Annotated in this window: 18 protein-coding genes and 1 pseudogene; 11 read left to right on the plus strand and 8 right to left on the minus strand. The window is 73.0% G+C overall.

What is annotated here, in order from left to right:
* The first annotated feature begins 106 nt into the window (after nucleotides 1-106).
* From IFT77_RS02790 to IFT77_RS02815, 6 genes are all read left to right on the plus strand, one after another.
* On the plus strand, nucleotides 107-3,634 hold the full coding sequence (locus tag IFT77_RS02790) for a DNA polymerase III subunit alpha (protein WP_192169160.1): 3,528 nt from the start codon (nucleotides 107-109) through the stop codon (nucleotides 3,632-3,634).
* Between the two features lie 57 nt (nucleotides 3,635-3,691).
* Nucleotides 3,692-4,714 (plus strand): glutathione S-transferase family protein, encoded by a 1,023-nt coding sequence (locus tag IFT77_RS02795; RefSeq protein ID WP_192169161.1) that lies wholly within the window; start codon nucleotides 3,692-3,694, stop codon nucleotides 4,712-4,714.
* Entirely contained in the window at nucleotides 4,711-5,046 is a 336-nt protein-coding gene (locus tag IFT77_RS02800; RefSeq protein WP_371740902.1) for a TraR/DksA family transcriptional regulator, read from the plus strand. The genes IFT77_RS02795 and IFT77_RS02800 overlap by 4 nt, the downstream gene beginning before the upstream one ends.
* A gap of 475 nt (nucleotides 5,047-5,521) precedes the next feature.
* Complete coding sequence (locus tag IFT77_RS02805; protein ID WP_192169162.1) at nucleotides 5,522-6,802, plus strand: GAF domain-containing protein; 1,281 nt, start codon at nucleotides 5,522-5,524, stop codon at nucleotides 6,800-6,802.
* Between the two features lie 54 nt (nucleotides 6,803-6,856).
* On the plus strand, nucleotides 6,857-8,398 hold the full coding sequence (locus tag IFT77_RS02810; RefSeq protein WP_192169163.1) for an aldehyde dehydrogenase family protein: 1,542 nt from the start codon (nucleotides 6,857-6,859) through the stop codon (nucleotides 8,396-8,398).
* Nucleotides 8,398-8,850: a DUF779 domain-containing protein gene (locus tag IFT77_RS02815; RefSeq protein ID WP_192041858.1), complete on the plus strand. Its 453-nt coding sequence runs from the start codon at nucleotides 8,398-8,400 to the stop codon at nucleotides 8,848-8,850. Before IFT77_RS02810 ends, IFT77_RS02815 begins: the two co-directional genes overlap by 1 nt.
* A 19-nt stretch (nucleotides 8,851-8,869) precedes the next feature.
* On the opposite strand, the gene IFT77_RS02820 is transcribed toward IFT77_RS02815, so the two are convergent.
* Nucleotides 8,870-9,544 (minus strand): hypothetical protein, encoded by a 675-nt coding sequence (locus tag IFT77_RS02820; RefSeq protein WP_192041859.1) that lies wholly within the window; start codon nucleotides 9,542-9,544, stop codon nucleotides 8,870-8,872.
* A gap of 88 nt (nucleotides 9,545-9,632) precedes the next feature.
* On the opposite strand from IFT77_RS02820, the gene rplU reads away from it, so the two are divergent.
* The 4 genes from rplU (at nucleotide 9,633) to IFT77_RS02840 (ending at nucleotide 12,763) form a co-directional block, all read left to right on the plus strand.
* Nucleotides 9,633-9,944: a 50S ribosomal protein L21 gene (rplU, locus tag IFT77_RS02825; protein WP_123546218.1), complete on the plus strand. Its 312-nt coding sequence runs from the start codon at nucleotides 9,633-9,635 to the stop codon at nucleotides 9,942-9,944.
* Between the two features lie 38 nt (nucleotides 9,945-9,982).
* Nucleotides 9,983-10,252 carry a 50S ribosomal protein L27 gene (rpmA, locus tag IFT77_RS02830; protein ID WP_123546220.1) on the plus strand — a complete coding sequence of 90 codons (270 nt, stop codon included), beginning with the start codon at nucleotides 9,983-9,985 and terminating at the stop codon, nucleotides 10,250-10,252.
* A 135-nt stretch (nucleotides 10,253-10,387) separates the two neighbouring features.
* Nucleotides 10,388-11,563, plus strand: a complete 1,176-nt coding sequence (locus IFT77_RS02835) for an alcohol dehydrogenase catalytic domain-containing protein (RefSeq protein WP_192041860.1) — start codon at nucleotides 10,388-10,390, stop codon at nucleotides 11,561-11,563.
* Nucleotides 11,564-11,797: 234 nt separating this feature from the next.
* On the plus strand, nucleotides 11,798-12,763 hold the full coding sequence (locus tag IFT77_RS02840) for a phosphodiesterase (protein ID WP_192169164.1): 966 nt from the start codon (nucleotides 11,798-11,800) through the stop codon (nucleotides 12,761-12,763).
* Nucleotides 12,764-12,828: 65 nt separating this feature from the next.
* On the opposite strand, the pseudogene IFT77_RS17375 reads toward IFT77_RS02840, so the two are convergent.
* Both IFT77_RS17375 and IFT77_RS02845 read right to left on the minus strand, forming a co-directional pair.
* Nucleotides 12,829-15,938, minus strand: a pseudogene (locus IFT77_RS17375) (GH92 family glycosyl hydrolase); the annotation flags it as partial.
* A 238-nt stretch (nucleotides 15,939-16,176) separates the two neighbouring features.
* Nucleotides 16,177-16,983 carry an oxygenase MpaB family protein gene (locus IFT77_RS02845; protein WP_371740903.1) on the minus strand — a complete coding sequence of 269 codons (807 nt, stop codon included), beginning with the start codon at nucleotides 16,981-16,983 and terminating at the stop codon, nucleotides 16,177-16,179.
* A gap of 72 nt (nucleotides 16,984-17,055) precedes the next feature.
* Here IFT77_RS02845 and IFT77_RS02850 point away from each other — a divergent pair, with 72 nt between their 5' ends.
* Nucleotides 17,056-17,595, plus strand: a complete 540-nt coding sequence (locus IFT77_RS02850) for an NUDIX domain-containing protein (protein ID WP_192169165.1) — start codon at nucleotides 17,056-17,058, stop codon at nucleotides 17,593-17,595.
* Here IFT77_RS02850 and IFT77_RS02855 read toward each other — a convergent pair.
* From IFT77_RS02855 to IFT77_RS02875, 5 genes are all read right to left on the minus strand, one after another.
* Nucleotides 17,592-19,223, minus strand: coding sequence for a stealth conserved region 3 domain-containing protein (locus IFT77_RS02855; RefSeq protein ID WP_192169166.1), 1,632 nt, complete (start codon nucleotides 19,221-19,223; stop codon nucleotides 17,592-17,594). The two genes, IFT77_RS02850 and IFT77_RS02855, sit on opposite strands and share 4 nt — an antisense overlap.
* Before the next feature lie 126 nt (nucleotides 19,224-19,349).
* On the minus strand, nucleotides 19,350-19,730 hold the full coding sequence (locus IFT77_RS02860; RefSeq protein WP_123546233.1) for a DUF6804 family protein: 381 nt from the start codon (nucleotides 19,728-19,730) through the stop codon (nucleotides 19,350-19,352).
* A gap of 136 nt (nucleotides 19,731-19,866) precedes the next feature.
* Nucleotides 19,867-20,451, minus strand: coding sequence for a GDSL-type esterase/lipase family protein (locus IFT77_RS02865; RefSeq protein ID WP_123546234.1), 585 nt, complete (start codon nucleotides 20,449-20,451; stop codon nucleotides 19,867-19,869).
* Between the two features lie 105 nt (nucleotides 20,452-20,556).
* A complete protein-coding gene (locus tag IFT77_RS02870; protein WP_192169167.1) occupies nucleotides 20,557-20,757 on the minus strand; it encodes a hypothetical protein in 201 nt (66 codons plus the stop codon).
* Nucleotides 20,754-22,382: an SDR family oxidoreductase gene (locus IFT77_RS02875; protein ID WP_192041867.1), complete on the minus strand. Its 1,629-nt coding sequence runs from the start codon at nucleotides 22,380-22,382 to the stop codon at nucleotides 20,754-20,756. Before IFT77_RS02875 ends, IFT77_RS02870 begins: the two co-directional genes overlap by 4 nt.
* Nucleotides 22,383-22,397: the final 15 nt, after the last annotated feature.

Consider the following 22,397-nt stretch of genomic DNA (forward strand, 5'->3'; position numbering starts at 1 on the left):
CGGTCCGGGGTCGTCGCACCCCGCCGGGGCGACGTACACTCGTCGAACACACGTTCGAACCGACCTCGGCCGGGAGGTCCGACGAGAGAAGCACCGAGGCAGCACGATGCGTTTCACCCACCTGCACGTGGCGTCGTCGTTCAGCGCGCACTACGGCACGACGCCGCCGGCGCAGCTCGTCGAGCACGCTGCCGCCCACGGCGCGGACGCGCTGGCGATCACCGACCGCGACGGCCTCTACGGGGCGATCCGGCACATCGGCGCCTGCCGGGCGGCGGGCATCGACCCGATCGTGGGCGTCGAGCTCGGCTGCGTCGACGACACGGCCGACGAGAGCGGCAGCGCACGCGGCGGCGCCGAGGAGGCGGGGGGCGCGTCTGCCGGTGCGGGCGCCGGTCCCGGGGGCAGGGCGGGCGCCTCCTCGGTCGACCGCATCGTGGTGCTCGCGCACGGGGCGGGCGGGGGCCGTCCGGGTGCGGGCTGGGCCGCTCTCTGCCGGTTGATCAGCGCGGCGCACGGCCGGGCGACGAGGCGGGTGAGCGGCAGCGCGAACAGCGTCGCGACGATCCCGCGGTCACGGCTGCGGGCGTTCCTCCGCGGCGACGAGGGCGCGGACGCGACGGTGCTGCTCGGGCCCGACTCCGACGTGGGCCGACTGGTCGCCGAGGGGCGGCACACGGCCGCGGCGGCGTCGCTGGCCGCCTGGGCGCGCGAGCTGCCCGGCGGCGTGGCCGTCGAGGTCGTCTGCCACCTCACCGAGCCGGGCGAGAACCGCAGCGTGCGGCACGCGGCGCGCATGCTCGAGCTGGCCGAGCACGTCGGGGTGCCCGCCGTGCTGACCAACGCGGTGCGCTACCTCGACCCCGACGGCGCGGTCACGGCCGACGTGCTCGACTCGGCGGGGCACCTGGCGCCGCTCGGGGCGTTCACGCCGCAGCCGAACGCCCAGGCGTCGCTGAAGCCGGGCGACGAGATGCGCGCGCTGGCGGCCCTCGTCGCCGACGCCTCCTCGTGCCCTCGTCGCGCCGCAGAGGAGATGCTGGCCGAGACCGAGCGGCTCGCCGACCGCTGTCGTCTCCACCCCGACGCCGACCTGCGCTGGCGCCGGCCGAAGACCCCCGAGCTCAGCGCCATCGGCGTCGACGGCGATCCTGACCAGGTGCTGTTCCGCCGGGCCGAGGCGGGCGTCACCGAGCGCTTCGGCCATGCCGACCAGGCGATGCGCCGCACCGTCGACGAGCGGATGCGGTACGAGCTGGGGATCATCACGGGCTTCGGCTTCGCCAGCTACTTCCTCACCGTGGCCGACGTCTCGGCGCTCATGCGCGACATGCGGGTGCGGAACGCCGCGCGCGGGTCGGGTGCCGGCAGCTTGGTCACCTACCTGCTGCGCATCTCGAACGTCGACCCGATCGAGCACGACCTGCTGTTCGAGCGGTTCCTCGGCAACAAGCGCGAGACGCTGCCCGACATCGACATCGACGTCGAGTCGGCGAGGCGACACGAGATCTACCGGGCGATCTTCGACCGCTACGGCAGCAACCGGGTCACCCTCATGTCGATGCAGTCGACCTACCGCGGCCGGGGGGCGGTGCGCGACGCCGGCCAGGCCCTCGGGCTCGACGACGACCAGATCGACCTCGTCGCGAACAACGTCTGGCGCTCGAACGCCCGCGACCTCCGCACCGCCATGGCCGAGAAGCCCGAGCTGCGGGCCATCGCCGACCTCGCCCGGCAGAACGGCCAGATCGACCTGCTCGTCGACCTGACGGAGCGGCTCGACCGGCTGCCCCGGCACATCTCGATGCACCCGTGCGGGGTGATCCTCGGCGACTCCGACCTGCTCAGCACGACCCCGGTGCAGCCGAGCGGCATCGGGCTGCCGATGAGCCAGTTCGACAAGCACGACATGAACGACGCCGGGCTGCTGAAGCTCGACGTGCTCGGCGTCCGGATGCAGAGCTCGATGGCCTACGCGCTCGACGAGATCGAGCGGGTGAACGGCGCCCGCGCCGCCCTGGCCGGCGGACTCGCCGTCGACGTGCCCTACGTGAACCGGCAGGGGCGGGTCGAGCTCGACGAGATCCCGCACGACGACGAGCCCACCTTCGAGGCGATCCGCACCACCCACACCCTCGGCATGTTCCAGATCGAGAGCCCCGGGCAGCGCGAGCTGATCGGCAAGATGCAGCCCGACCGCTACAGCGACCTGATCGCCGACATCTCGCTGTTCCGCCCCGGCCCGATGAAGGGGAACATGGTCGCGCCGTTCCTCGACACGAAGCACGGGTTCCAGCGGCCCGACTACCTGCACCCGAGCTTCGCGCCGTTCCTCGACGACAGCTACGGCGTGGTGATCTACCACGAGCACGTGCTGCGCATCCTCGAGGCCACGATGGAGGTCTCGCTCGCCGAGGCCGACGAGATCCGCCGGCACATGGGCAAGGGCCAGGACGACGCCCTCGAGGTCGAGTTCCGCAGGCGCACGACCGCGAACGTCGACGACGACGGCAGGAGGCGGTTCACCGACGCCCAGGTCGACAAGATCTGGGCGGTGCTCAAGGGGTTCGGCTCCTTCGGCTTCTGCAAGGCGCACGGCGCCGCGTTCGCGCTGCCCACCTACCAGACCGCCTGGCTCAAGACCCACTACCCGGCGGAGTTCCTCGCCGGGGTGCTGACGCACGACCCCGGGATGTACCCGAAGCGGCTGCTGCTGACCGAGGCGCGACGCATGGGCGTGCCCGTGCTGCCGCTCGACGTCAACGCGTCGACGGACGTCTACAGGGTCGAGCGGGTGCGCGCCCCGGCGACGCCGATCGCGCCCAGCCGCCCGGGCGACCTCGGCATCCGCCTGTCGCTCTCCGACGTGCACGGCATCAGCGACTCCGAGCTCGCTCGCGTCGTCGTGGGCCGGCCCTACGAGTCGATCACCGACTTCTGGCAGCGGGCCACGCCGTCGCGGCGGCTGATCGAGCGGCTGGCGCAGGTCGGCGCGCTCGACTCCCTGGCCGGCCCCGGGCGGACGAGGGGCGACGTGCTCGCCCGTGTGCGGTCGCTGACGCAGCGCACCGCACGGCCACGCGCCTCCGACGTGCAGAACCAGCTCGACTTCTCGGTCGACGACTCGGCGGAGGTGCCCACCGGCACCCCCGACGTGAGCCTGCGCGACAGGGTGGGCGACGAGCTCGACATCCTGTCGATGGAGGTCAGCGAGCACGTGATCGAGAGCTACCGCCCGATGCTCGACGACCTCGGCGTCGTCCGGGCAGCCGACCTGCGCGACCACTGGAACGGCACCACCGTGCTCGTCGCGGGCATCCGGATCGCCACCCAGACGCCGCCGATGCGCAGCGGCAAACGGGTCGTGTTCATCAGCGTCGACGACGGCACGGGCTGCGCGGACGCGACGTTCTTCGAGGAGGCGCAGGCGAGGTCGGGGCCACTGCTGTTCGGCACGAAGCTGCTGCTGATCCAGGGGCGGACCAGGCGCACCGGCGAGCGCGGCATCTCGCTCGAGGCCGAGGCCGCCTGGGACCTGAAGGCGATGTGGCGCGACTGGCAGGCGAGCCGGGCAGCGGTGGGAACGGCACCCGAGGGGCACGAGCTGCCCGACCTCTCGGACGCGTCCGCGTGAGGCTCCCGGCGAGGCTCTCGGCGAGGCTCTCGGACGCGTCTGCGTAGGGTGGCGAGCATGAGCGACGAGCAGCAGGCGAAGGGCACGTACGTCGAGCCCGGCCAGGAGTACACCCGCGACACGAACTACGTCGAGGACAGGATCACGCGCGACGCCGTCGACGGCTGGCCCGTCGAGGCCGGCCGCTACCGCCTGGTCGCCGCCCGCGCCTGCCCCTGGGCCAACCGCACCGTCATCTCGCGCCGCCTCCTCGGCCTCGAGGGCGCGATCTCGCTCGGCCTGCCCGGGCCGACCCACGACGCCCGCAGCTGGACCTTCGACCTCGACCCCGACGGCCGCGACCCCGTGCTCGGCATCGAGCGCCTGCAGGAGGCGTTCTTCGCCCGCACCCCCGACTACCCCCGCGGCATCACCGTGCCCGCGATCGTCGACGTGCCGACCGGCAAGGTCGTCACCAACGACTTCCCGCAGATCACCCTCGACTTCGCCACCGAGTGGGCCGAGCACCACCGCGAGGGTGCGCCCGAGCTCTACCCCGACCACCTGCGCGCCGAGATCGACGAGGTGAACGCCGTCGTGTTCCGCGACGTGAACAACGGCGTGTACCGCGCCGGGTTCGCCGGCTCGCAGAAGAGCTACGAGCGGGCGTACCGCACGCTCTTCGAGCGCCTCGACTGGCTGTCCGAGCGCCTCGCGGGGCAGCGATTCCTCGTGGGCGACACCATCACCGAGGCCGACATCCGCCTCTTCACCACCCTCGCCCGCTTCGACGCCGTCTACCACGGCCACTTCAAGTGCAACCGCTCCAAGCTGGCCGAGATGCCCGTGCTCTGGGCCTACGCCCGCGACCTGTTCCAGACGCCCGGCTTCGGCGACACGATCGACTTCGCCCAGATCAAGGCGCACTACTACGTGGTGCACAGCGACATCAACCCGACGGGGATCGTCCCGGCCGGTCCCGACCCGTCGGGCTGGCTGACCGAGCACGGCCGCGAAGAGCTCGGCGGGCGGCCGTTCGGCGACGGCACTCCCCCGGCCGCGCCTCCCGAGGGCGAGCGGGTGCCGCCGCTCGTCGCGTGACCGACCCGACCGGACAGCTGCGCCGGACCCGCGACGAGGCGCTCGCGCTGGCCGAGCGACTGCTGCGCGACATGGAGGCGGTGGCCGAGGCCCGCGAGGGAGCCAACGTCGATGACGAACACGACCCCGAGGGCTCGACCATCGCCTACGAACGGTCGCAGCTCGACGCGGTCCGTCGCTCGGCCCTCGAGCGCGCCGCCGACGCCGAGGCGGCGCTCGGCCGGCTGGCCGACGGCACCTTCGGCCGATGCGAGCGCTGCGCCGCGCGGATCGGCGACGCGCGGCTCGACGCCCGGCCCACCGCCCGCCTCTGCATCGCCTGCGCCCGCTGACCCTGCCTGGCCCTGCCCTGCCCTGCCCTGCCCTGCCCTGCACCCCGCTCTACCTCCCCCGCGTCGACAACTCCTGCTCCGTGTTCCGCGTGGCGCTCAGCGGTCCGGCGACGCCGTCCGCGGCGGAGCACCCGTCCGGAGTTGCCGACACGGCGCATCCGCTCGGTCGACAACTCCTGCTCCGTGCTCCGCGCGGGGCGTGGCGGCGCGGCGGTGCCGCCACCCGCGGTGCACCCGTCAGGAGTTGCCGACACGAGCACGACCACTCCGCGAGGCGAGAGGCGCGAGGCGCGAGGCGCGAGGCGCGAGGCGCGAGGCGCGAGACGAGACGAGTCGAGTCGTGAGCGGGCGGCGGGCGCGGGGCACCCCGCGGCCCTTCCGCCGCGAGCAGCCGCGACGTAGGCTGCCGACACCACGGCGACGATGCCGGGCCCGACGGCCCTGCCGACGCCTCCGCTCGACGACGAGGGGCGACATGGCAGCGGCGAGACCCGACCCGCCGACCGCTCGTGCGTCCCGCGGGGCCGCGCGCCGGCTCCTGCTCGCGGCGTCCTGGCAGCGGGCCGCCGACCAGCGCGTCGACCCCGACGCGCTCCCCCTGCTCGAGCTGCCCGACGACGACCTGGCCTCGTGGCGTCGTGAGCACCCGCTCGCGCTGCTGCTGCCGGTCGTCCAGCGCCTCCTGCTCGACGACGTCGAGGGCAGCGGCCTGCTGGTCGCCGTCGGCGACGAACGCGGCCGGCTGCTCTGGGTCGAGGGCGACCGCGAGGCACGACGCCGGGCCGAGTCGATGCTCTTCGTCGCCGGGGCCGGCTGGGCCGAGTCGAGGGTCGGCACGTCCGCGCCCGGCACCGCCCTCGAGCTCGACCGCGGCGTGCAGGTCAGGGGGCCCGAGCACTTCTCGCACCTCGTCCAGGAGTGGAGCTGCACCGCCGTCCCCGTGCACGACCCCGCCGACGGACGGCTCATCGGCGTGGTCGACATCACCGGCGACGACCGCGCCGCCGGCGAGCAGACCCTGCCGCTGCTGCGCGCGACGGTCGCCGCGATGGAGGCGGAGCTCGCGCTCTCGAGGACGCGCACCGTCCGCCGCCCCCGAGCCCGCTGGACGCCGACGCGCACGCCGCGGCCGCCGCGGCTCGACGTGCTCGGCCGTGACGAGGCCGTGCTCCACGTCGGCGGGACCGCCACGACGCTGAGCGCACGGCACTCCGAGCTCCTCCTCCTGCTCGCCGCTCGGCCCGAGGGGTGGTCGGCCGAGGCGCTGGCCGACGCGATCTGGGGCGAGCGCGGCACGGTCGGCACCCTGCGGCCCGAGCTCGTCCGGCTCCGCCACGTGCTCGAGGCGGTCGTCCCCTCGCTCGTGCCGACGTCGCGGCCGTACCGGCTCCCGACGGCACTGGCCACGGACGCCGACGAGGTCGTGCACCTGCTCGACCGCGGGGCGCACCGTGCCGCCCTGCACGCCGCGACGGGCCCGGTGCTGCCGGGCTCGTCGGCCCCGGGCGTCGAGAGCCTCCGCGGCGACCTGGCGCGACACCTCGGGGAGTCCCTGCGCACCTCCGGCTCGGTCGACGTGCTGCTGCAGTGGGTGGCCACCGCCCAGGGCGCCGACGACGAGCCGGCCCGCCGCGAGCTGCTGCGTCTGCTGCCGCCCCGGTCGCCCCGCCGGGCCGGTCTCGTCGCGGGCGTCGTCGCGGGTCCCGCAGCGGGTCGAGACGCGCAACGGGACGCAACGTCGGCCGACCTACCCTGACCCCACGGGCCGCGCGATCCGTGGCCTCCGACACCGTCGTCGAAAGGGAAAGCCATGACCGTCACCACTCCCCCGAGCACCTACGCGCAGCCCGGCCAGCCGGGCGCCGCCGTGAAGTTCGAGGCCCGCTACGACCACTTCATCGGAGGCGAGTACGTCGCCCCGGCGAGCGGGCAGTACTTCGAGAACCCGAGCCCCGTGAACGGCAAGCCCTTCACCGAGGTCGCCCGGGGCAACGCGCAGGACGTCGACCGCGCCGTCGAGGCCGCGTGGCGGGCCTTCGACTCCTGGAAGCGCACCACGATCACCGAGCGCTCGATCGTCCTCAACAAGATCGCCGACCGGATGGAGGCGAACCTCGAGATGCTGGCCGTCGCCGAGACCTGGGACAACGGCAAGCCGATCCGCGAGTCGCTGGCCGCCGACGTGCCGCTCGCGATCGACCACTTCCGGTACTTCGCCGGGGCCATCCGCGCCCAGGAGGGCTCGACCGGCGAGATCGACGGCGACACCGTCGCGTACCACTTCCACGAGCCGCTCGGCGTGGTGGGCCAGATCATCCCCTGGAACTTCCCGCTGCTGATGGCGGTGTGGAAGCTCGCCCCTGCCCTCGCCGCGGGCAACTGCGTCGTGCTGAAGCCGGCCGAGCAGACCCCTGCGTCGATCCACGTCTTCATGGACCTGATCAAGGACCTGCTGCCCGCCGGCGTCCTCAACATCGTCAACGGCTTCGGGGTCGAGGCCGGCGCTCCCCTGGCCAGCCACCCGAACATCCGCAAGATCGCCTTCACCGGCGAGACGACCACCGGCCGGCTCATCATGCAGATGGCCAGCGAGAACCTCATCCCCGTCACCCTCGAGCTCGGCGGCAAGAGCCCCAACGTCTTCTTCGCCGACGTCGCCGACGAGCAGGACGACTTCTACGACAAGGCGCTCGAGGGCTTCTCGTTCTTCAACCTCAACTCGGGCGAGGTCTGCACCTGCCCGTCCCGGGCGCTCGTCCAGCAGTCGATCTACGACCAGTTCACGGCCGACGGCATCGAGCGGGTGAAGAAGGTGAAGCAGGGCGATCCCCTGTCGCTCGACACCATGATCGGCGCGCAGGCCTCGAACGACCAGCTCGAGAAGATCCTCAGCTACATGGACATCGGCAAGCAGGAGGGAGCGACGCTGCTGCTCGGCGGCGACCGCGCCGACCTCGGCGGCGACCTCACCGACGGGTACTACGTGAACCCGACGATCTTCGAGGGCAGGAACTCGATGCGCATCTTCCAGGAGGAGATCTTCGGCCCGGTCCTCAGCCTCACGAGCTTCTCGGACTACGACGACGCGATCAAGATCGCCAACGACACCCTCTACGGCCTCGGCGCCGGCGTGTGGAGCCGCAACGGCGCCCAGCTCTACCGGGCCGGCCGCGACATCCAGGCCGGCCGCGTCTGGTCGAACACCTACCACCAGTACCCCGCGGGTGCCGCGTTCGGCGGCTACAAGCAGTCCGGCATCGGTCGCGAGAACCACAAGATGATGCTCGACCACTACCAGCAGACGAAGAACCTGCTCGTCAGCTACGCGGACGGCCCGATGGGCTTCTTCTGATGGACACCTCAGCGAAGGAGGCGCGGGTCGGCCCGGCCGACCCGGCCCCGGCCCCCGAGGCGGTCGCCCTGCCCTCCCGGGTCGACGTCTCCGCGGAGGCGGCGGCGTTCCTCGTCGACCTCACGGCCAAGCACGGCCCCCTGATGTTCCATCAGTCGGGCGGCTGCTGCGACGGCTCGTCGCCGATGTGCTACCCGGTGGGCTTCTTCCGGGTCGGCGCGGTCGACGTCCACCTGGGCGACCTGCACGTCGACGGTCTCGACCCGATCGAGGTGTACATGTCCCGCAGCCAGTTCGAGTACTGGAAGTGGACCCACCTCACGATCGACGTCGTCGCGGGCCGGGGCGCCGGGTTCTCGGTCGAGTCGCCCGAGGGGCGCCGGTTCCTGATCCGGTCGCGCATGCTCGACGACGCGGAGCAGGCCGCCCTGGGGCTCGTCCCGGGGAGCTGACGGAGAGGACCCCGCAGGTCTACGGCGTCTGCGCCGCTGCCGTCCCGCCCTCGGCGGGCGGCAGGGCGTAGACGCCGTGGCCGGTCCGCACGATGACGCCCTGCCGCGCCAGGACCGAGAGGGTCGAGAGCACGCTCGAACGGCGGTAGCCCGGCAGCGCCTCGACGATCCCGGTGGTGCGCAGGGCCCCGGCGCGGAGCACCTCGGGCAGCCGCTCCGCGAGCGAGTCGCCGGACGAGCTGACGGCGGGGTCCTGCCGCCCGTCGCCGGCCGAGGCCGGGTCGGCCGCGGCCTCGGCGGCGTACTCCACGCGGGCCTGCGCCAGCCCCTCGGCGGTGACCCGCGTCGTGGCTCCGTCGGGCCCCGCGGCCTGGGCGTACGGGGCGAGCGTCAGCGACCGGCCGACCCGGCCGTGGACCGCCGACGCGCTGGTGCCCTGGTGCTCAGCGATCTCCGGGTAGGAGGCGCCGCCCAGCAGCAGGACCGCCTCCCCCTCGAGGGCCAGCCACTGCCCCAGGCTCGCGATCTCCCAGCCCGCGGCCGTGACGGCGGAGCCCCAGACCTCGATGTCGTCGCCGTGCTCGGACGTGAGGGCGTGCAGGTCGGCCAGCAGGTCGACGAGGCGCCCCCGGGCGTCGTCGACGATCTCGGCCGTGAACTGCGGCGGGCGTCGAAGTTTGATCGGTCGTGACATCTGTGAAAGACTATCCAAGTTGCCCGAGCGGCAGCGCGACGTCGTCCGGCGATCCGGACGTCACACCCCAATCTTCCCAGGAGTTCCCATGGCATTCGCAATCGTGCGCGCCGGCGGCCGTCAGGAGAAGGTCGAGGTCGGGACGATCCTGACCGTCGACCGCCTCAAGGCCTCGGCATCCGACACCGTCTCGTTCGTCCCCGTCCTGCACGTCGACGGCGACACGATCCTCACCGGCGACGACCTCGCGAAGGTCACCGTCGAGGGCGAGGTCCTGAACGACCTCCGCGGCCCGAAGATCGTCATCCAGAACTACAAGAACAAGACCGGCTACAAGCGTCGCATGGGCTTCCGTGCCGACCTGACCCGCGTCAAGATCACCTCGATCACCACCAAGTAGCACCGCGACGCCGAAGACATCCCAGGAGCTGACACCACATGGCACACAAAAAGGGCGCATCGTCCACTCGTAACGGCCGCGACTCGAACGCACAGCGCCTCGGCGTGAAGCGCTTCGGCGGCCAGGTCGTCCTCGCCGGCGAGATCATCGTCCGCCAGCGCGGCACCCACTTCCACCCCGGCGCCAACGTCGGTCGTGGCGGTGACGACACCCTGTTCGCCCTCGCCCCCGGCGCGGTCGAGTTCGGCAACAAGGGCGGCCGCAAGGTCGTCAACATCGTCGCGACCCAGGTCGCGGTCGACGCGTAGCACCCGGTCCCGCGCACGCGCGGCATCGTCCGACGGCGGTCGTCCCCTCACGGGATCGGCCGCCGTCGTCGTGTCCCCCCGCCTTGTACCCTCCCGGTCCAGGGCGCTCCCGGTCCCCCGGCGTAGACGGGACGGATGAAGGCTCTCACCTACCAGTCCATCGCCGACGTCGCCGTCACCGAGGTGCCCGACCCCACCATCGTCGATCCCACCGACGCGATCATCAAGGTCACGTCCGCCGCGATCTGCGGCAGCGACCTGCACCTGTACGACGTCTTCGACCCCTACCTCGACAAGGGCGACGTACTCGGCCACGAGACCATGGGCGTCGTGACCGCCGTCGGCTCCGCCGTCTCGCGCATCCAGGTCGGCGACCGCGTCGTCGTCCCCTTCGTCATCGCCTGCCGCGAGTGCTTCATGTGCCAGCGCGGCCTCTTCTCGCAGTGCGAGACCACCCAGGTCACCGAGTACGGCTCGGGCGCCACCCTCTACGGCTACACCAAGCTCTACGGCCAGGTCCCCGGCGGCCAGGCCGAGCAGCTGCGCATCAAGCTCGCCGACGCGAACCTCGTCAAGGTCGGCCACGACCTCCCCGACGAGCGCTACCTGTTCCTCAGCGACATCCTCCCCACCGCCTGGCAGGGCGTCGAGTACGCGAACGTGCCCGAGCGCGGCACCGTCGTCGTGCTGGGCCTCGGCCCGGTCGGCCAGTTCGCCTCGCGCATCGGCGTGCACAAGGGCTTCCGTGTCATCGGAGTCGACCCCGTGCCCGAGCGCCGCGCGATGGCCGAGCGCCACGGCGTGGAGGTGCTCGACCTCACGAAGGACGTCGCCGACGTCATCAAGGGCATGACCGACGACCGGGGACCCGACTCCGTCGTGGACGCGGTCGGCATGGAGGCCCACGACCACGGCGGCGTGAGCATGGTGCAGAAGTTCGCGGCCGCGCTGCCCGACAAGGTCGGCCAGGCCCTGATGCAGAAGGCGGGCGTCGACAGCCTCAGCGCGATGCACCTCGCCTTCGAGGTCGTCCGCCGCGGCGGCACCGTCTCGCTCAGCGGCGTCTACGGCGGCACCGCGGACCCGACGCCGTTCCTCACGCTCTTCGACAAGCAGATCACCATCCGCATGGGCCAGTGCAACGTGCACCAGTGGATGGACACCCTCATGCCCCTCGTCGAGGACCCGTCCGACCCGCTCGGCACCGAGGACCTCACGACGCACCCGGTGCCCCTCGACCGGGCGCCCGAGATGTACGAGATCTTCAAGAAGAAGGAGGACGGCTGCATCAAGGTCGTCCTCAAGCCCTGACCCCGCAACACCTCCAGCACCCGCACCGCCTGCTCACCGGGCCGGTCCCGGGGCCGGCAGTCGCACCTCCTGCGCGCTGCCGCCTCGGGTCCGGCCCTGAGTTCGCCCACCGTTCACCGGAACACGCTGGTCCGTTCACCCCACACGGAGCCACCGGATGATGGACTGGTGTCGAACACACAACGAGGGTCCCGATCCCGAGGCCCCCGTCGGTGACATCGAATGAGAGAACTCATGGATCTCCGGACGGCCGAGCACCCACGGCCCGATCACTTCGTCCTGCACCTGAGCGACACGCACCTCGTCGGAGGCGACAGGCCCCTCTACGGGGCCGTCGACAGCGAGGCCCGCCTCGGCCAGATCGTCCGCGAGATCGAGGCCTCGGGCGTCCGTCCCGAGGCGATCGTGCTCACGGGCGACCTCACCGACAAGGGCGAGCCGGAGGCGTACCGAAAGCTCCGGGCACTGCTCGAGCCGGCGGCCGAACGGCTCGGCGCCCAGCTCATCTGGGCGATGGGCAACCACGACGAGCGCGGGGCGTTCCGCGAGCAGCTCTTCGGGCAGCTCCCCTCCGACCGGCCGGTCGACCTCGTCTACGACGTGAACGGGCTCCGCGTGATCACGCTCGACACGAGCGTGCCCGGGCACCACCACGGCGAGCTCACCGGCGCCCAGCTCGACTGGCTCGCCGAGGAGCTCAGCACGCCTGCCCCCGACGGCACGGTCATCGCCATGCACCACCCGCCCGTCCCCTCCGTGCAGGACCTCAGCGTGCTCGTCGAGCTGCGCGACCAGGCCTCGCTCGCCGAGGTCATCGAGGGCAGCGACGTGCGCACCATCATCGCCGGCCACCTGCACTACTCGACGACGGCGATGTTCGCGGGCGTCCCCGTGAGCGTCGCCTCCGCCACCTGCTACACCCAGGACCTCAACTCGCGTCTCGGCGGCACCCGCGGCCGCGACGGCGCCCAGTCGTTCAACCTCGTGCACCTGTACCGCGACACGGTCGTGCACTCGGTCGTGCCGATGGGCACCTACGACACGGTGGGCGAGCCGGTCTCGGCCGAGTCCACGGCGGAGCGCCTCGCCGTCGCCGGCGTCCGCATCGAGCCCGCCGCGCCCCGGCACCGTCGCACCGACACGGCGCCCGTGCCGATCGTGCGCGACCTCGCGCTGACGGGTCCGATCGACACCCTCTGAGGGCGCGCGGCCCGCACGGCCGCCTGACGACGACGACGCCGCCCCCGGTCTCCCGGGGGGGGCGNCACGACCGGCGCACGAGCAGGGCACCGAAGAGGAGCGCCGTCAGCGCCGCCGCCACGAGCGCCCCGAGGGGGCCGGCTCCCGTGAAGGCGAGGGCTCCGCGGTCGGCGATGGCCGACGACGAGCCGTCGGAGGCGGTCCCGTCGCCCGAGGACCCGGGCGAGGTGCCTGCTCCCTGACCGGCGCCGTCTCCCCCGCCGCCCGGCGGGTCACCGGGCAGCACCGGGGCGGCCGCGACCGACACGGGCACGGCGATCGAGGCCGGGGCGAAGGGCACGGGCGCGAACGGCGGCAGGTCCGCCGCGCTCGACACCGTCACCGTCGCCGTGCGCACGCCGATCGTGTCGAAGGCCCGGGTCGTCGTCACGAGCCAGGTGTCGCCGTCGGGGACGACCGTGGCCGGGGCGGCGACGCCGTCGTCCCACTCGACCTGCGCCTCCATCGCGGTCGCCTCGGTCGCGAGCACGGCCGGCGTCGGGGTGACGCCCGACGACACCGGGAACGCCGGCGTCACCGGGGTCAGCGACGCACGGGCGAGCCGCAGCTCGACCGCGCTGCCCACCTCGGCCGACACGGGCTGCCCGTCGATCGGGGCGAGGGCGAGCTCGGCCTGGTCGGGGGCCGACACGCTCGGGACGGCGTCGTCCGGCCCGGTGCCCCAGGTGAGGCCCTCGGGCGACGAGGCGAGGTCGAAGACCAGCTCGGCGCCGTCCTGCAGGTCGGTCGCGTCGAACCAGGTGCGCGTCTGCGGCACGCCGTCGACGCTGAGCCCGCGGACGTAGCGGGGCGAGTCGCCGGAGGCGGCGGGCGCGGACACCGAGACCTGCGCGCCGTCGTCGAGCGTGATCGTCGCCGCCAGCACCCGCGGTGCGTTGACGGCCATGATGCCCGAGCCGGGCTCGACCGGCATCATCCCGAGGGAGGCCAGCACGTACCAGGACGAGAGCGTGCCGAGGTCGTCGTTGCCGACGCCTCCGCCGGGCGTGTCCGGGAACCGGTTGAGGTTGGCGGCCAGCACGTCGTTGACCTTCGCGGGCTCGCCGACGAAGTCGTAGAGCCACGGGTCGACCAGCATGGGCTCGTTGCCCGGGTTGTAGCCGATGCTCGAGTAGTAGTCGCTGCCGCCCTCGGCCCAGCTCGCCGGCGAGACACCCGGCGCGGCACGCAGGGCCGGCAGGTCGACGTACTGGTCGAGGCGCGCGAGGAACGCCTCACGACCGCCCATGGCGTCGACGAGGCCAGGAACGTCCTGCGGGGCCATCCACTGGTAGTGCCAGGGCGTGCCCTCGTGGAACCCGGACTCCTGCACCTCGGCGAGCTCGGGCGCCGAGTTGAAGGTGCCGTCCGGGCCGACGGCGTTGACGATGCCGGTGAAGCCGCCCGTCAGCTCGACGTCGGGGTTCCACAGCGTGCGCCAGTTGCGTCCCCGCTCGAGGAACGGCGCCGCCTCGTCGTCCTTGGCGAGGCGCTGCGCGGCCGCGCCGATCGCCGCGTCCGCGAGGGCGAACTCCATCGTCGCCGAGCCGCCGTGGCGGTACTCCTCGAACTGCCCGCCGAGGCCGCCGCCGTTCTCGGCGTACCAGGGCACGTGCCCGTTCGCGAGGTAGAACTCGACGCTCTGGCGACCCACGGAGACGACGTCCGCCGGGGGCGCAGTGGTCGCGTTCTCCGTCAGGAAGCCCCAGAGCTCGTCGTGGACGTCGTCCGGCACCGAGCCCAGGGCGAAGTTCTCCGCCAGCCAGGGCGACACCGGGTCGCCGGCCATGATGTTCGTCTCGAGCGCGCCGAGCGACCACCGGGGCAGCCAGCCGCCCTCGATCCTCGCTCGGTGCATCGACCGCACCACGTCCTCCGCCCGGTCGTGCTCGAAGAGGGCGTGGAGGGTCGCCTGCGTGCGGTACGTGTCCCAGAGGGAGAAGCGCTGGTAGTAGGTCCATCCGTCGGCGACGTGCTGCTGCAGGTCCATCCCGAGGTAGCGGCCGTCGACGTCGCTGCCGATGGTCGGGGACAGGAGGCTCTTGTAGAGCTGGGTGTAGAAGACCCGCAGCTGCTCCTCCGTCTCGGTCGTCACGTCGAAGCGGCCGAGCGCGTCGTCCCACTCCGCGGCGGTCGAGGCGCGCACGGCGTCGAAGCCGAGACGCTCGCCGTCGACGGCGGTCTCGGCGACGCGGTTGCCCCGCGCTCCGTCGAGGTCGACGAACGAGACGCCCACGCTCAGCTCGACCGTCCGGTCGGTCGTCGTGTCGAACGTCGCGGCCGCGCCGTTCAGGCCGACGTCGACGGCGCTCGCCTCGGACGCAGGCACGAAGGTGCCGTCCGTCCCCCACGTGCCGTGCGTCGCGGCGGGACGGTCGAACTCGGCGCTGAAGAAGTACCGGACGGAGTCGTCGGTGCCGCCGCAGAAGCCGCCGTTGTCGACCCAGCCCTCGACGGTGCGGTCGTCGACCCACGTGACGCTGCTGGCGCCGGCGTCACGGAGGGTCTGACCCACGTTGACCGAGACGGAGCCCGTGGCGCCCTCGGGGAACGTGTAGCGGTGCTCGCCGACGCGTGTCGACGCGGTGAGCTCGACCTCGACGTCGTCGGCGAGGAGCGCCGTGTAGTACCCGGCCGAGGCCTGCTCGGTGGTCGCCTGGTCCTTCAGGGCGATCGCCGTCCGCTCGGTGACGGGCACGTCGCCCGCGCTCGGGGTGACGAGCACCTCCCCCGCCGCGGGGCAGCCGGCGCTGTTGACGTGCTGGTGGCTGAAGCCCCAGACCTCGCCGGCGTCCTTGCTGTACGACGTCGAGGCGTAGGAGGACGTGTTGTCGGGGCTCAGCTGGACCATGCCGAACGGCGCCGTCGCGCCGGGGAACGCGTTGCCCTCGCTCTCGGTGCCGACGAAGGGGTTCACGAGCGCCGACAGGCCCGTGTCCGGAGCCGGGACGCCGACCCCCGGGGCGGGAGCGGCCTGGGCCGGCACGGCGGCGAGGCCCGTGAGGGCGCCTCCGCCGACGGCGACCGCGAGGGCGGTGAGGGCCGCGGCGATGCGACGGCCGTGCGGGCGGGAGCGAGCAGGTGACGGGGAACGACCCTGACGTCGTCCCGGGGCGGGGGTGATCGGGTGGGGCATGGGGGCGTTGTCCTCCTCGACGAACGGTCCGCGCCTCCTGCTCGCCCGGGTGCACGTCGGCGTGCACCCGACCGGACGACGACGTCACGGGGCGGCACGGCACGGGGCCGACAGCGGGAGGGCGTGACTTGTCTACCACGAGACGTACCCCGGACGAGACTCGTCGGGGTACGCCGACCGGCGGGACCAGCGCAGGCCGCCGGCCCTCTCGGGCGGCCCCGTAGCCGTCTCGTCCGGTTCAGCCGCGGGCGAGGTAGGCGCGGAGTCGGCGCAGGTAGTGGTCGCGGAGCACGTGCCGCAGGCGAGCCGGCAGCCACGGCACGACGAGGCGGCAGAGCAGCAGCACCGCGCCGAACGCGCGGGCCCGGACGGGCCCCCACGGGAGCCGGAACGCCTCGCGCAGGCGATCCGGCAGCAGCCCGGTGGTCACGAGCCGGGCGAGCGGCATGGCGAGCCGCAGCGCCAGGGGCACGGCCCGCGGGTGCAGCAGCTGGTGCGCCACATCGCGCGTGACGTCGTCGACGACGAGCTCGTCGAGACGCGCGTCCCACCAGGCGCGGAAGGTCGCCCGGTCGGCGGGCCAGGCCCCCGGGGGCAGCTGCAGCGCGGTCCCCACCCGCTCGTAGTCGCGGTAGACCGCCTCGGACGCCGCGACGGGGCCGTAGACGCGCTCGTACAGGTCGATCGCCGAGTCGTAGAGCGTCGCGGCGACCCAGAGCTGCAGCTGCGGGTCGTGCGCGTCGTAGGCCACGGACGAGGAGGCGTCGCTCCGGACCGGCGCGTGCGCCCGGTCCACGAGACGGCGCACCGCCGCGGACTCCTCCTCGCTGCCGTAGACGATCGCGTAGAGGTAGGTCATCGTGCCGTGCAGACGCTGCAGCGGCCGGTCGACGAAGTCGCTGTGCTCGGCCACGCCGTGGCCGACGCCCGGGCTCGCGAGCTGGAGCAGGATGGCACGTCCGCCCGCGCCGAGCAGCAGGGCCTCCCCCGCCATGTCGCGGATGCCGCGCACGTCGCGGCCCCGCCTCACCTGGTCCTCGTGCACCGGGCCAGCCTAGGGCGGCGACCCGGGGAGGCCGCCGGGTGGGGCCGCCGGGTGCCTCGCTAGGCTCTCCGCATGGCCACCCCCGACTTCGTCCTGTCCCTCCGCGAGGCCGTCGGCACCGCCCCGCTCTGGTTGTCGGGCGTCACCGCCGTGGTGACGAAGGGCGACGACGTGCTCATGGTCCGCCGCTCGGACACCGGGGCGTGGACGCCGGTCACGGGCATCGTCGACCCGGGCGAGCACCCTGCCGACGCGGCCGCCCGCGAGGTGCTCGAGGAGGCGGACGTGACGGCCGAGCCCGTCCGTCTCGCGGCCGTCGGGGTCACCGGGGTCGTCACCTACCCGAACGGCGACCAGGCGAGCTACCTCGACCACACCTTCGCCCTGCGCTGGGTCTCGGGCGAGCCCGCCCCGGCCGACGGAGAGAACACGGAGGCGCGGTGGTTCCCCCGGGACGCGCTCCCGCCGATCAGCGACGAGATGCGCGGCAGGATCGACGCCGGGATCTCGGACGAGCCGGGCGCCCGGTTCACCGCGGCGGGCGAGCTCCGGGGAGGCGGTCGGCGCCGGGACGACGTCGGCGGTCCTGCCGGCGCGACCCTCGCCTCCTAGGACTCGATGCTGCCCTGCGGGCCGCCGGCACGCAGCGTGCGTCGCTCCTGCTCGGCGGCCTCGCGCGCGACCCGGTCCATCTCGGCCTGCTCCCACGGCGCCGCGAACGGGAAGTAGCGCTCGAGGAAGTCGGTCACCGTGTCGGTGCGCTCCTCGTCGGTCACCTCGGGGAAGCTGCCGTCGTTCAGGCAGAAGAAGTCGAACGAGCGCTTCTTCAGCACCTCGGACAGCGACGCGAGACCGGAGACCATCGTGGTGTCGACGTAGCTCACCTTCGCGTTCTCCTGCACGATCGCCCGGCCGGTCATCAGCGTGTAGTAGTGGTACAGCGAGTTGGTGACCGAGATGTTCTCCTTCGCGCGGAACGGGCTGGCGCCCGTGGCGGCGAAGTCGTCGGCGAACTCGTGCTCCATCTCGAACAGGACGCTGCGGCGGAGCGGTGCGGCGGTGTGCTCGAGATGACGCGTCGTGACCCGCCCGAAGCGCTGCTGCAGGAGGCGACGGTTGACCCGGGCGGCGTTCTCGAAGCCGCTGCGCTCGGGGTTGTTCAGCCCGAGGCCGATCCGGGTGTCGGCCTCGATGAACTTCGACACCGAGCCGGGCGAGAAGAACATCGACGGCGCGACGGGACGGCCGAAGAACATGTCGTCGTTCGAGTAGAGGAAGTGCTCGCTGAGCCCCTCGATGTGGTGCAGCTGCGACTCGACGGCCTGCGAGTTGTGGGTCGGCAGCCAGGAGAGGTCGGAGAAGAACTCCTCGCTCCGGACGACGCGGACCCGCGGGTGGTCGCCGAGCCACTCGGGCACGGGCGAGTCGGTCGCGATGTAGATGTTCCGTACCCACGGCGCGAACATGTAGACCGAGCGGAGCGCGTACTTGAGCTCGTCGATCTGACGGAACCGCGCGGGGGCGTCGTCGCCCTCGCCCACCACGTGGCCGTTCGCGCGGGCTGCTCGGGCGCGCTGGTACTCGACGGAGTTGCCGTCGACCCACGAGAAGACGATGTCGACGTCGAACGTGATGTCGGTGGCGTGGTCGTCGAACATGTGGGCGAGCGTGGGCCACTGCATGCCGTAGCGCTCGACGGTCTCCTCCACGGCCTCGGAGCGCGGCAGGTCGGTGCGCATGAGCGCGTTCTCGACCGGGACGAGGATCTGGTCGTCCGTGAGGATCCAGAACTCGACCTGGACCGCGGTGCCGGCGCCGTAGCGCAGGCGCCCGATGGGCTCGACGCGCGGACGGTAGAGGCGGAAGATGCGCTCGTCCTCGTCGAGCAGGCCGCCCTCGGACACGAGCACGGCCTGGCCCTTGGGGGGCTTGGCGTAGAAGGGCTCGGTCGCGGCCGCCACGGTCATCGCCTCGGCGAAGGCGTCGCGGTGGACCGTGTCGACGGCGATGACGGGACGGACGTCGTTGCCCCGGACCAGCAAGAAGGGGACCTCGGCCTCGTCGAGCACCCGACGGATGAAGAGCAGGTCCTCGATCATCGACTGCTGCGGGGTGAGGTGGCCGTTGAGGAGCGTGAACTGGCCCTTGCGGACCACGACGTCGTCGCGGTCCAGACCACCGGCTCGGGGACGGGGCGTCAGGAGCGGACTCTCCGTCGTTCCGGTGATCTCGGTGACCATCTAGGCTCAACTCCCTGTGCTCGCCTCGGGCAGGCTCGTGCACGTCGACACCCAATTTAGCGGTCCGCGGAGCGGGCCGCGTGCAGGGGTGCTGGCGGGTGGCGGAGGATGCGGCGTGCAGGGCGGTCAGCGACGCCGTCCGGGGGCGGGACGACCGCCTCCGGCGCCCCGGCCCGCCTCGGCGTTCGGCACCTTCGTGCGGACGCCCGCGACGATGAAGACGACCGCTGCGGCGAACTGCATCGCGGCCCAGGGCTGACCGCTGAGGGGCACGACGACGACCGGGTTCCAGAGGACCGCGATCGCGCCCAGCAGCGCGACCGCCCACCAGGCCCGCCCGCGCCAGGCGAAGACCGCCATGATCAGGGCGAGGATGGCGACCACGTAGCGCACGACGGTGAAGGTGCCGGAGTCGAGCAGGAAGGCCCCCACCGTGAGCACGACGGCGCCGAGCAGGCCGGGCGCGAGGGCCGGGCGGAGGAAATCGGGGGCCTGGGGCGTGGGCACGGAGCCGCCTCTCGTCGATGTCGGGCACGATCGTGCCCGGGAGAGCCTAGCGACGGGCGTCGTGACGCACCCTGGACGCGGCGACGCCCCCGGGACGACGGGTCGTCGAGGGGGCGTGGAGGCCGAGCGGCGGCCCTCAGTCGATGTCGTAGGGGACGTGCAGCACCGTGAGCGGCCGGCTCATCGGCGGCTCGCCGCGGAGGCGCTCCAGCCCGGGCAGGAGCTCGGCGACCCAGGCACGGTAGCCCTCGTCGCTCAGGTGCACGCCGTCGGTCGTGAACTCGGGGCGGAGCGCCTCGCCCGACTCGTCTGCCAGTGCCGGCCACAGGTCGAGCCACTGGGCCCGGACCGTCGACGAGAACTGGCGGAGGTGGCGGTTGGCGTCCTGGATGCGCGGCGCCTGGTCGGCGGTGCGCGGCAGGATCGACTGCAGCAGCAGGCGCGTGCCCGGCAGCTCGCGACGCATCGTCACCATGAGCGACTCGACGCCGCGGACGACCTGCTCCACGGTGCGCCGAGCGGTGAAGTCCTCGTTGCCGATGAGGAGCACGACGGAGTCGGGACGTGCCGCCACGACCTCGTCGAGGCGCTCCGTCAGGCTCGCCGTGGTGTCGCCGTCACGGCCCAGGGCGACGACGTCGTCGTCCGGGAACCAGGCCGACCAGTCGCCGCCTGCCGTCGTGCTGTCTCCGACGAAGACCAGTCTCTCGCCGTGCGCCATGGGTACCTCCGGGTGGTGTCGATGTGCCGAGGGGCCGGACGGCCCCCGGCGTGTCGTCTCGGGGAAGCGTACCGCTCGCCGGCTGCGCACGACCCGGGCCCCGGCTCAGCGGCGGAAGCGCCGCGGCCGCCGGGCGGCGATCCGGTCGAGCGCGTGTCGGACGCTCGGCAGCAGCACGACGAACGAGACCACGACCACGAGCACCCCGAAGGCCACGCCGAGCCAGAGGGGCACCGGAGAACCCGCACCGGCCTCCGCGGGGTAGAGCGGCGGCGGCGTGACCGCCAGGACGGCCGCGAGCGTCACGACCGGGCCGCGCCGGCCCCGGCCCCGACAGCCTCGCCGGAGCCGGAGCCAGCACCAGCACTGCCGGTCGACCCCGAGGCGTCGCGGGCAGCGGTCGCCGTGATCCGGCGGAGCATGCCGCTGAAGATCACCCCGTGGAACGGCAGGATGGCGAACCAGTACAGCCGGCCGCCGAGCCCGTGCGGGAAGAACACGGCGCGCTGACGGTAGTGCGAGCCACCGCCCTCGCGCGGGGTGACGCGCATCTCGAGCCATGCCCCGCCCGGCGCCTTCATCTCGGCGCGCAGTCGCAGAAGCCGGCCTCGCTCGAGCGTCTCGACGCGCCACCAGTCGAGCGCGTCGCCGACCCGGAGCGACGTGGCGCTGCGCCGCCCGCGACGGAGCCCCACTCCCCCGACGAGCCGGTCCATCCAGCCGCGCGCGGCCCAGGCGAGCGGGAACGAGTACCAGCCGTTCTCCCCGCCGATGCCCTCGACGACGCGCCAGAGCGCCTCCGGCGACGCGGTCGAGTCGGTCTCGCGGTCGTCGGTGTAGACCGTGTGACCCGACCAGTCGGGATCGCTCGGCAGCAGGTCGCTGGGGGCGCCGGCGACCGACGAGTCCTGCCAGCTCGTCTCGACCTCGCCGTCCTTCTCGCGCTGCAGGGCCAGCCGCACGGCGGCCCGGTAGCGCAGGAGCCCCTCGGCGGGCGGTGGCACGACGTCGTCGATGTCGCTCTCGCTCACCACGCAGTCGTACTGCAGGGAGGCGATGATCGGGATCGCGAGGGCGCGCGGGATCGGCGTGACGAGGTTCACCCACTGCGAGGCGAGCCAGGGCGTGAAGACGGGCAGGGAGGCGATCGGGCGCTGCGCCAGGCCCGCCTCCAGCGCGTAGCCGTTCATCATCTGGCCGTACCGGAGGACGTCCGGCCCGCCGATGTCGAAGGTCCGGTTGACGTCGGCGGGCACGTCGGCCGAGCCGATCAGGTAGTGCAGCACGTCGCGGACGGCGATCGGCTGGATGTGGTTGCGGACCCACTTCGGCGCGGGCATGTAGGGCAGCACGTCGGTGAGGTGGCGGATCATCTCGAAGGACGCGGAGCCGGACCCGATCACGACCCCGGCCTGGAGGGCCACGGTGGGCACGCCGCTCGCCAGGAGCACGTCGCCCACGTCGCGGCGGCTGCGGAGGTGCTTCGACAGCTCCCCGTCGGGGTGCAGGCCCCCGAGGTACACGATGCGGCTGACGCCGGCGTCGCGGGCGGCGTCGGCGAACACGTGGGCGGCCTCGGCCTCGGCCCGCTCGAAGTCGCCCTTGCTGCCCATGGCGTGGGCGAGGTAGTACGCCACCTCGACGCCGTCGAGGGCGACGCGGACGGACTCGCGGTCGGTGAGGTCGCCCTGCACGACCTCGACGTCGTCGGCCCACGGCACGTCGACGAGCTTCTCGGGCGAGCGGACGAGCACGCGGACGTCGGCGCCCGCCTCGACGAGGCGCGGGGTGAGCCGTCCACCGATGTACCCGGTGGCCCCGGTCACGAGCACGCGGCGGCGGGAGACCGCCTGGTCCGTGTCGCGGGTGACGTCGGTGGCCACGGGCGCCTCGGGAGGCGCAGTCGTCGTCGGGTCGTTCTCAGCAGGCATGTCGACGACGGTACG

Origin of the sequence: Frigoribacterium sp. CFBP 13729, assembly GCF_014841875.1 — a bacterium.
In the GTDB taxonomy this organism is placed as follows: Bacteria; Actinomycetota; Actinomycetes; order Actinomycetales; family Microbacteriaceae; genus Frigoribacterium.

Coding starts and splice junctions, on each gene's coding strand:
- IFT77_RS02820 (WP_192041859.1), bottom strand. CDS start 9,544: ATGTCACGACCGATCAAACTTCGACGCCCGCCGCAGTTCACGGCCGAG.
- IFT77_RS02810 (WP_192169163.1), top strand. CDS start 6,857: ATGACCGTCACCACTCCCCCGAGCACCTACGCGCAGCCCGGCCAGCCG.
- IFT77_RS02850 (WP_192169165.1), top strand. CDS start 17,056: ATGGCCACCCCCGACTTCGTCCTGTCCCTCCGCGAGGCCGTCGGCACC.
- IFT77_RS02790 (WP_192169160.1), top strand. CDS start 107: ATGCGTTTCACCCACCTGCACGTGGCGTCGTCGTTCAGCGCGCACTAC.
- IFT77_RS02865 (WP_123546234.1), bottom strand. CDS start 20,451: ATGGCGCACGGCGAGAGACTGGTCTTCGTCGGAGACAGCACGACGGCA.
- rpmA (WP_123546220.1), top strand. CDS start 9,983: ATGGCACACAAAAAGGGCGCATCGTCCACTCGTAACGGCCGCGACTCG.
- IFT77_RS02795 (WP_192169161.1), top strand. CDS start 3,692: ATGAGCGACGAGCAGCAGGCGAAGGGCACGTACGTCGAGCCCGGCCAG.
- IFT77_RS02815 (WP_192041858.1), top strand. CDS start 8,398: ATGGACACCTCAGCGAAGGAGGCGCGGGTCGGCCCGGCCGACCCGGCC.
- IFT77_RS02805 (WP_192169162.1), top strand. CDS start 5,522: ATGGCAGCGGCGAGACCCGACCCGCCGACCGCTCGTGCGTCCCGCGGG.
- rplU (WP_123546218.1), top strand. CDS start 9,633: ATGGCATTCGCAATCGTGCGCGCCGGCGGCCGTCAGGAGAAGGTCGAG.
- IFT77_RS02840 (WP_192169164.1), top strand. CDS start 11,798: ATGGATCTCCGGACGGCCGAGCACCCACGGCCCGATCACTTCGTCCTG.
- IFT77_RS02875 (WP_192041867.1), bottom strand. CDS start 22,382: ATGCCTGCTGAGAACGACCCGACGACGACTGCGCCTCCCGAGGCGCCC.
- IFT77_RS02855 (WP_192169166.1), bottom strand. CDS start 19,223: ATGGTCACCGAGATCACCGGAACGACGGAGAGTCCGCTCCTGACGCCC.
- IFT77_RS02835 (WP_192041860.1), top strand. CDS start 10,388: ATGAAGGCTCTCACCTACCAGTCCATCGCCGACGTCGCCGTCACCGAG.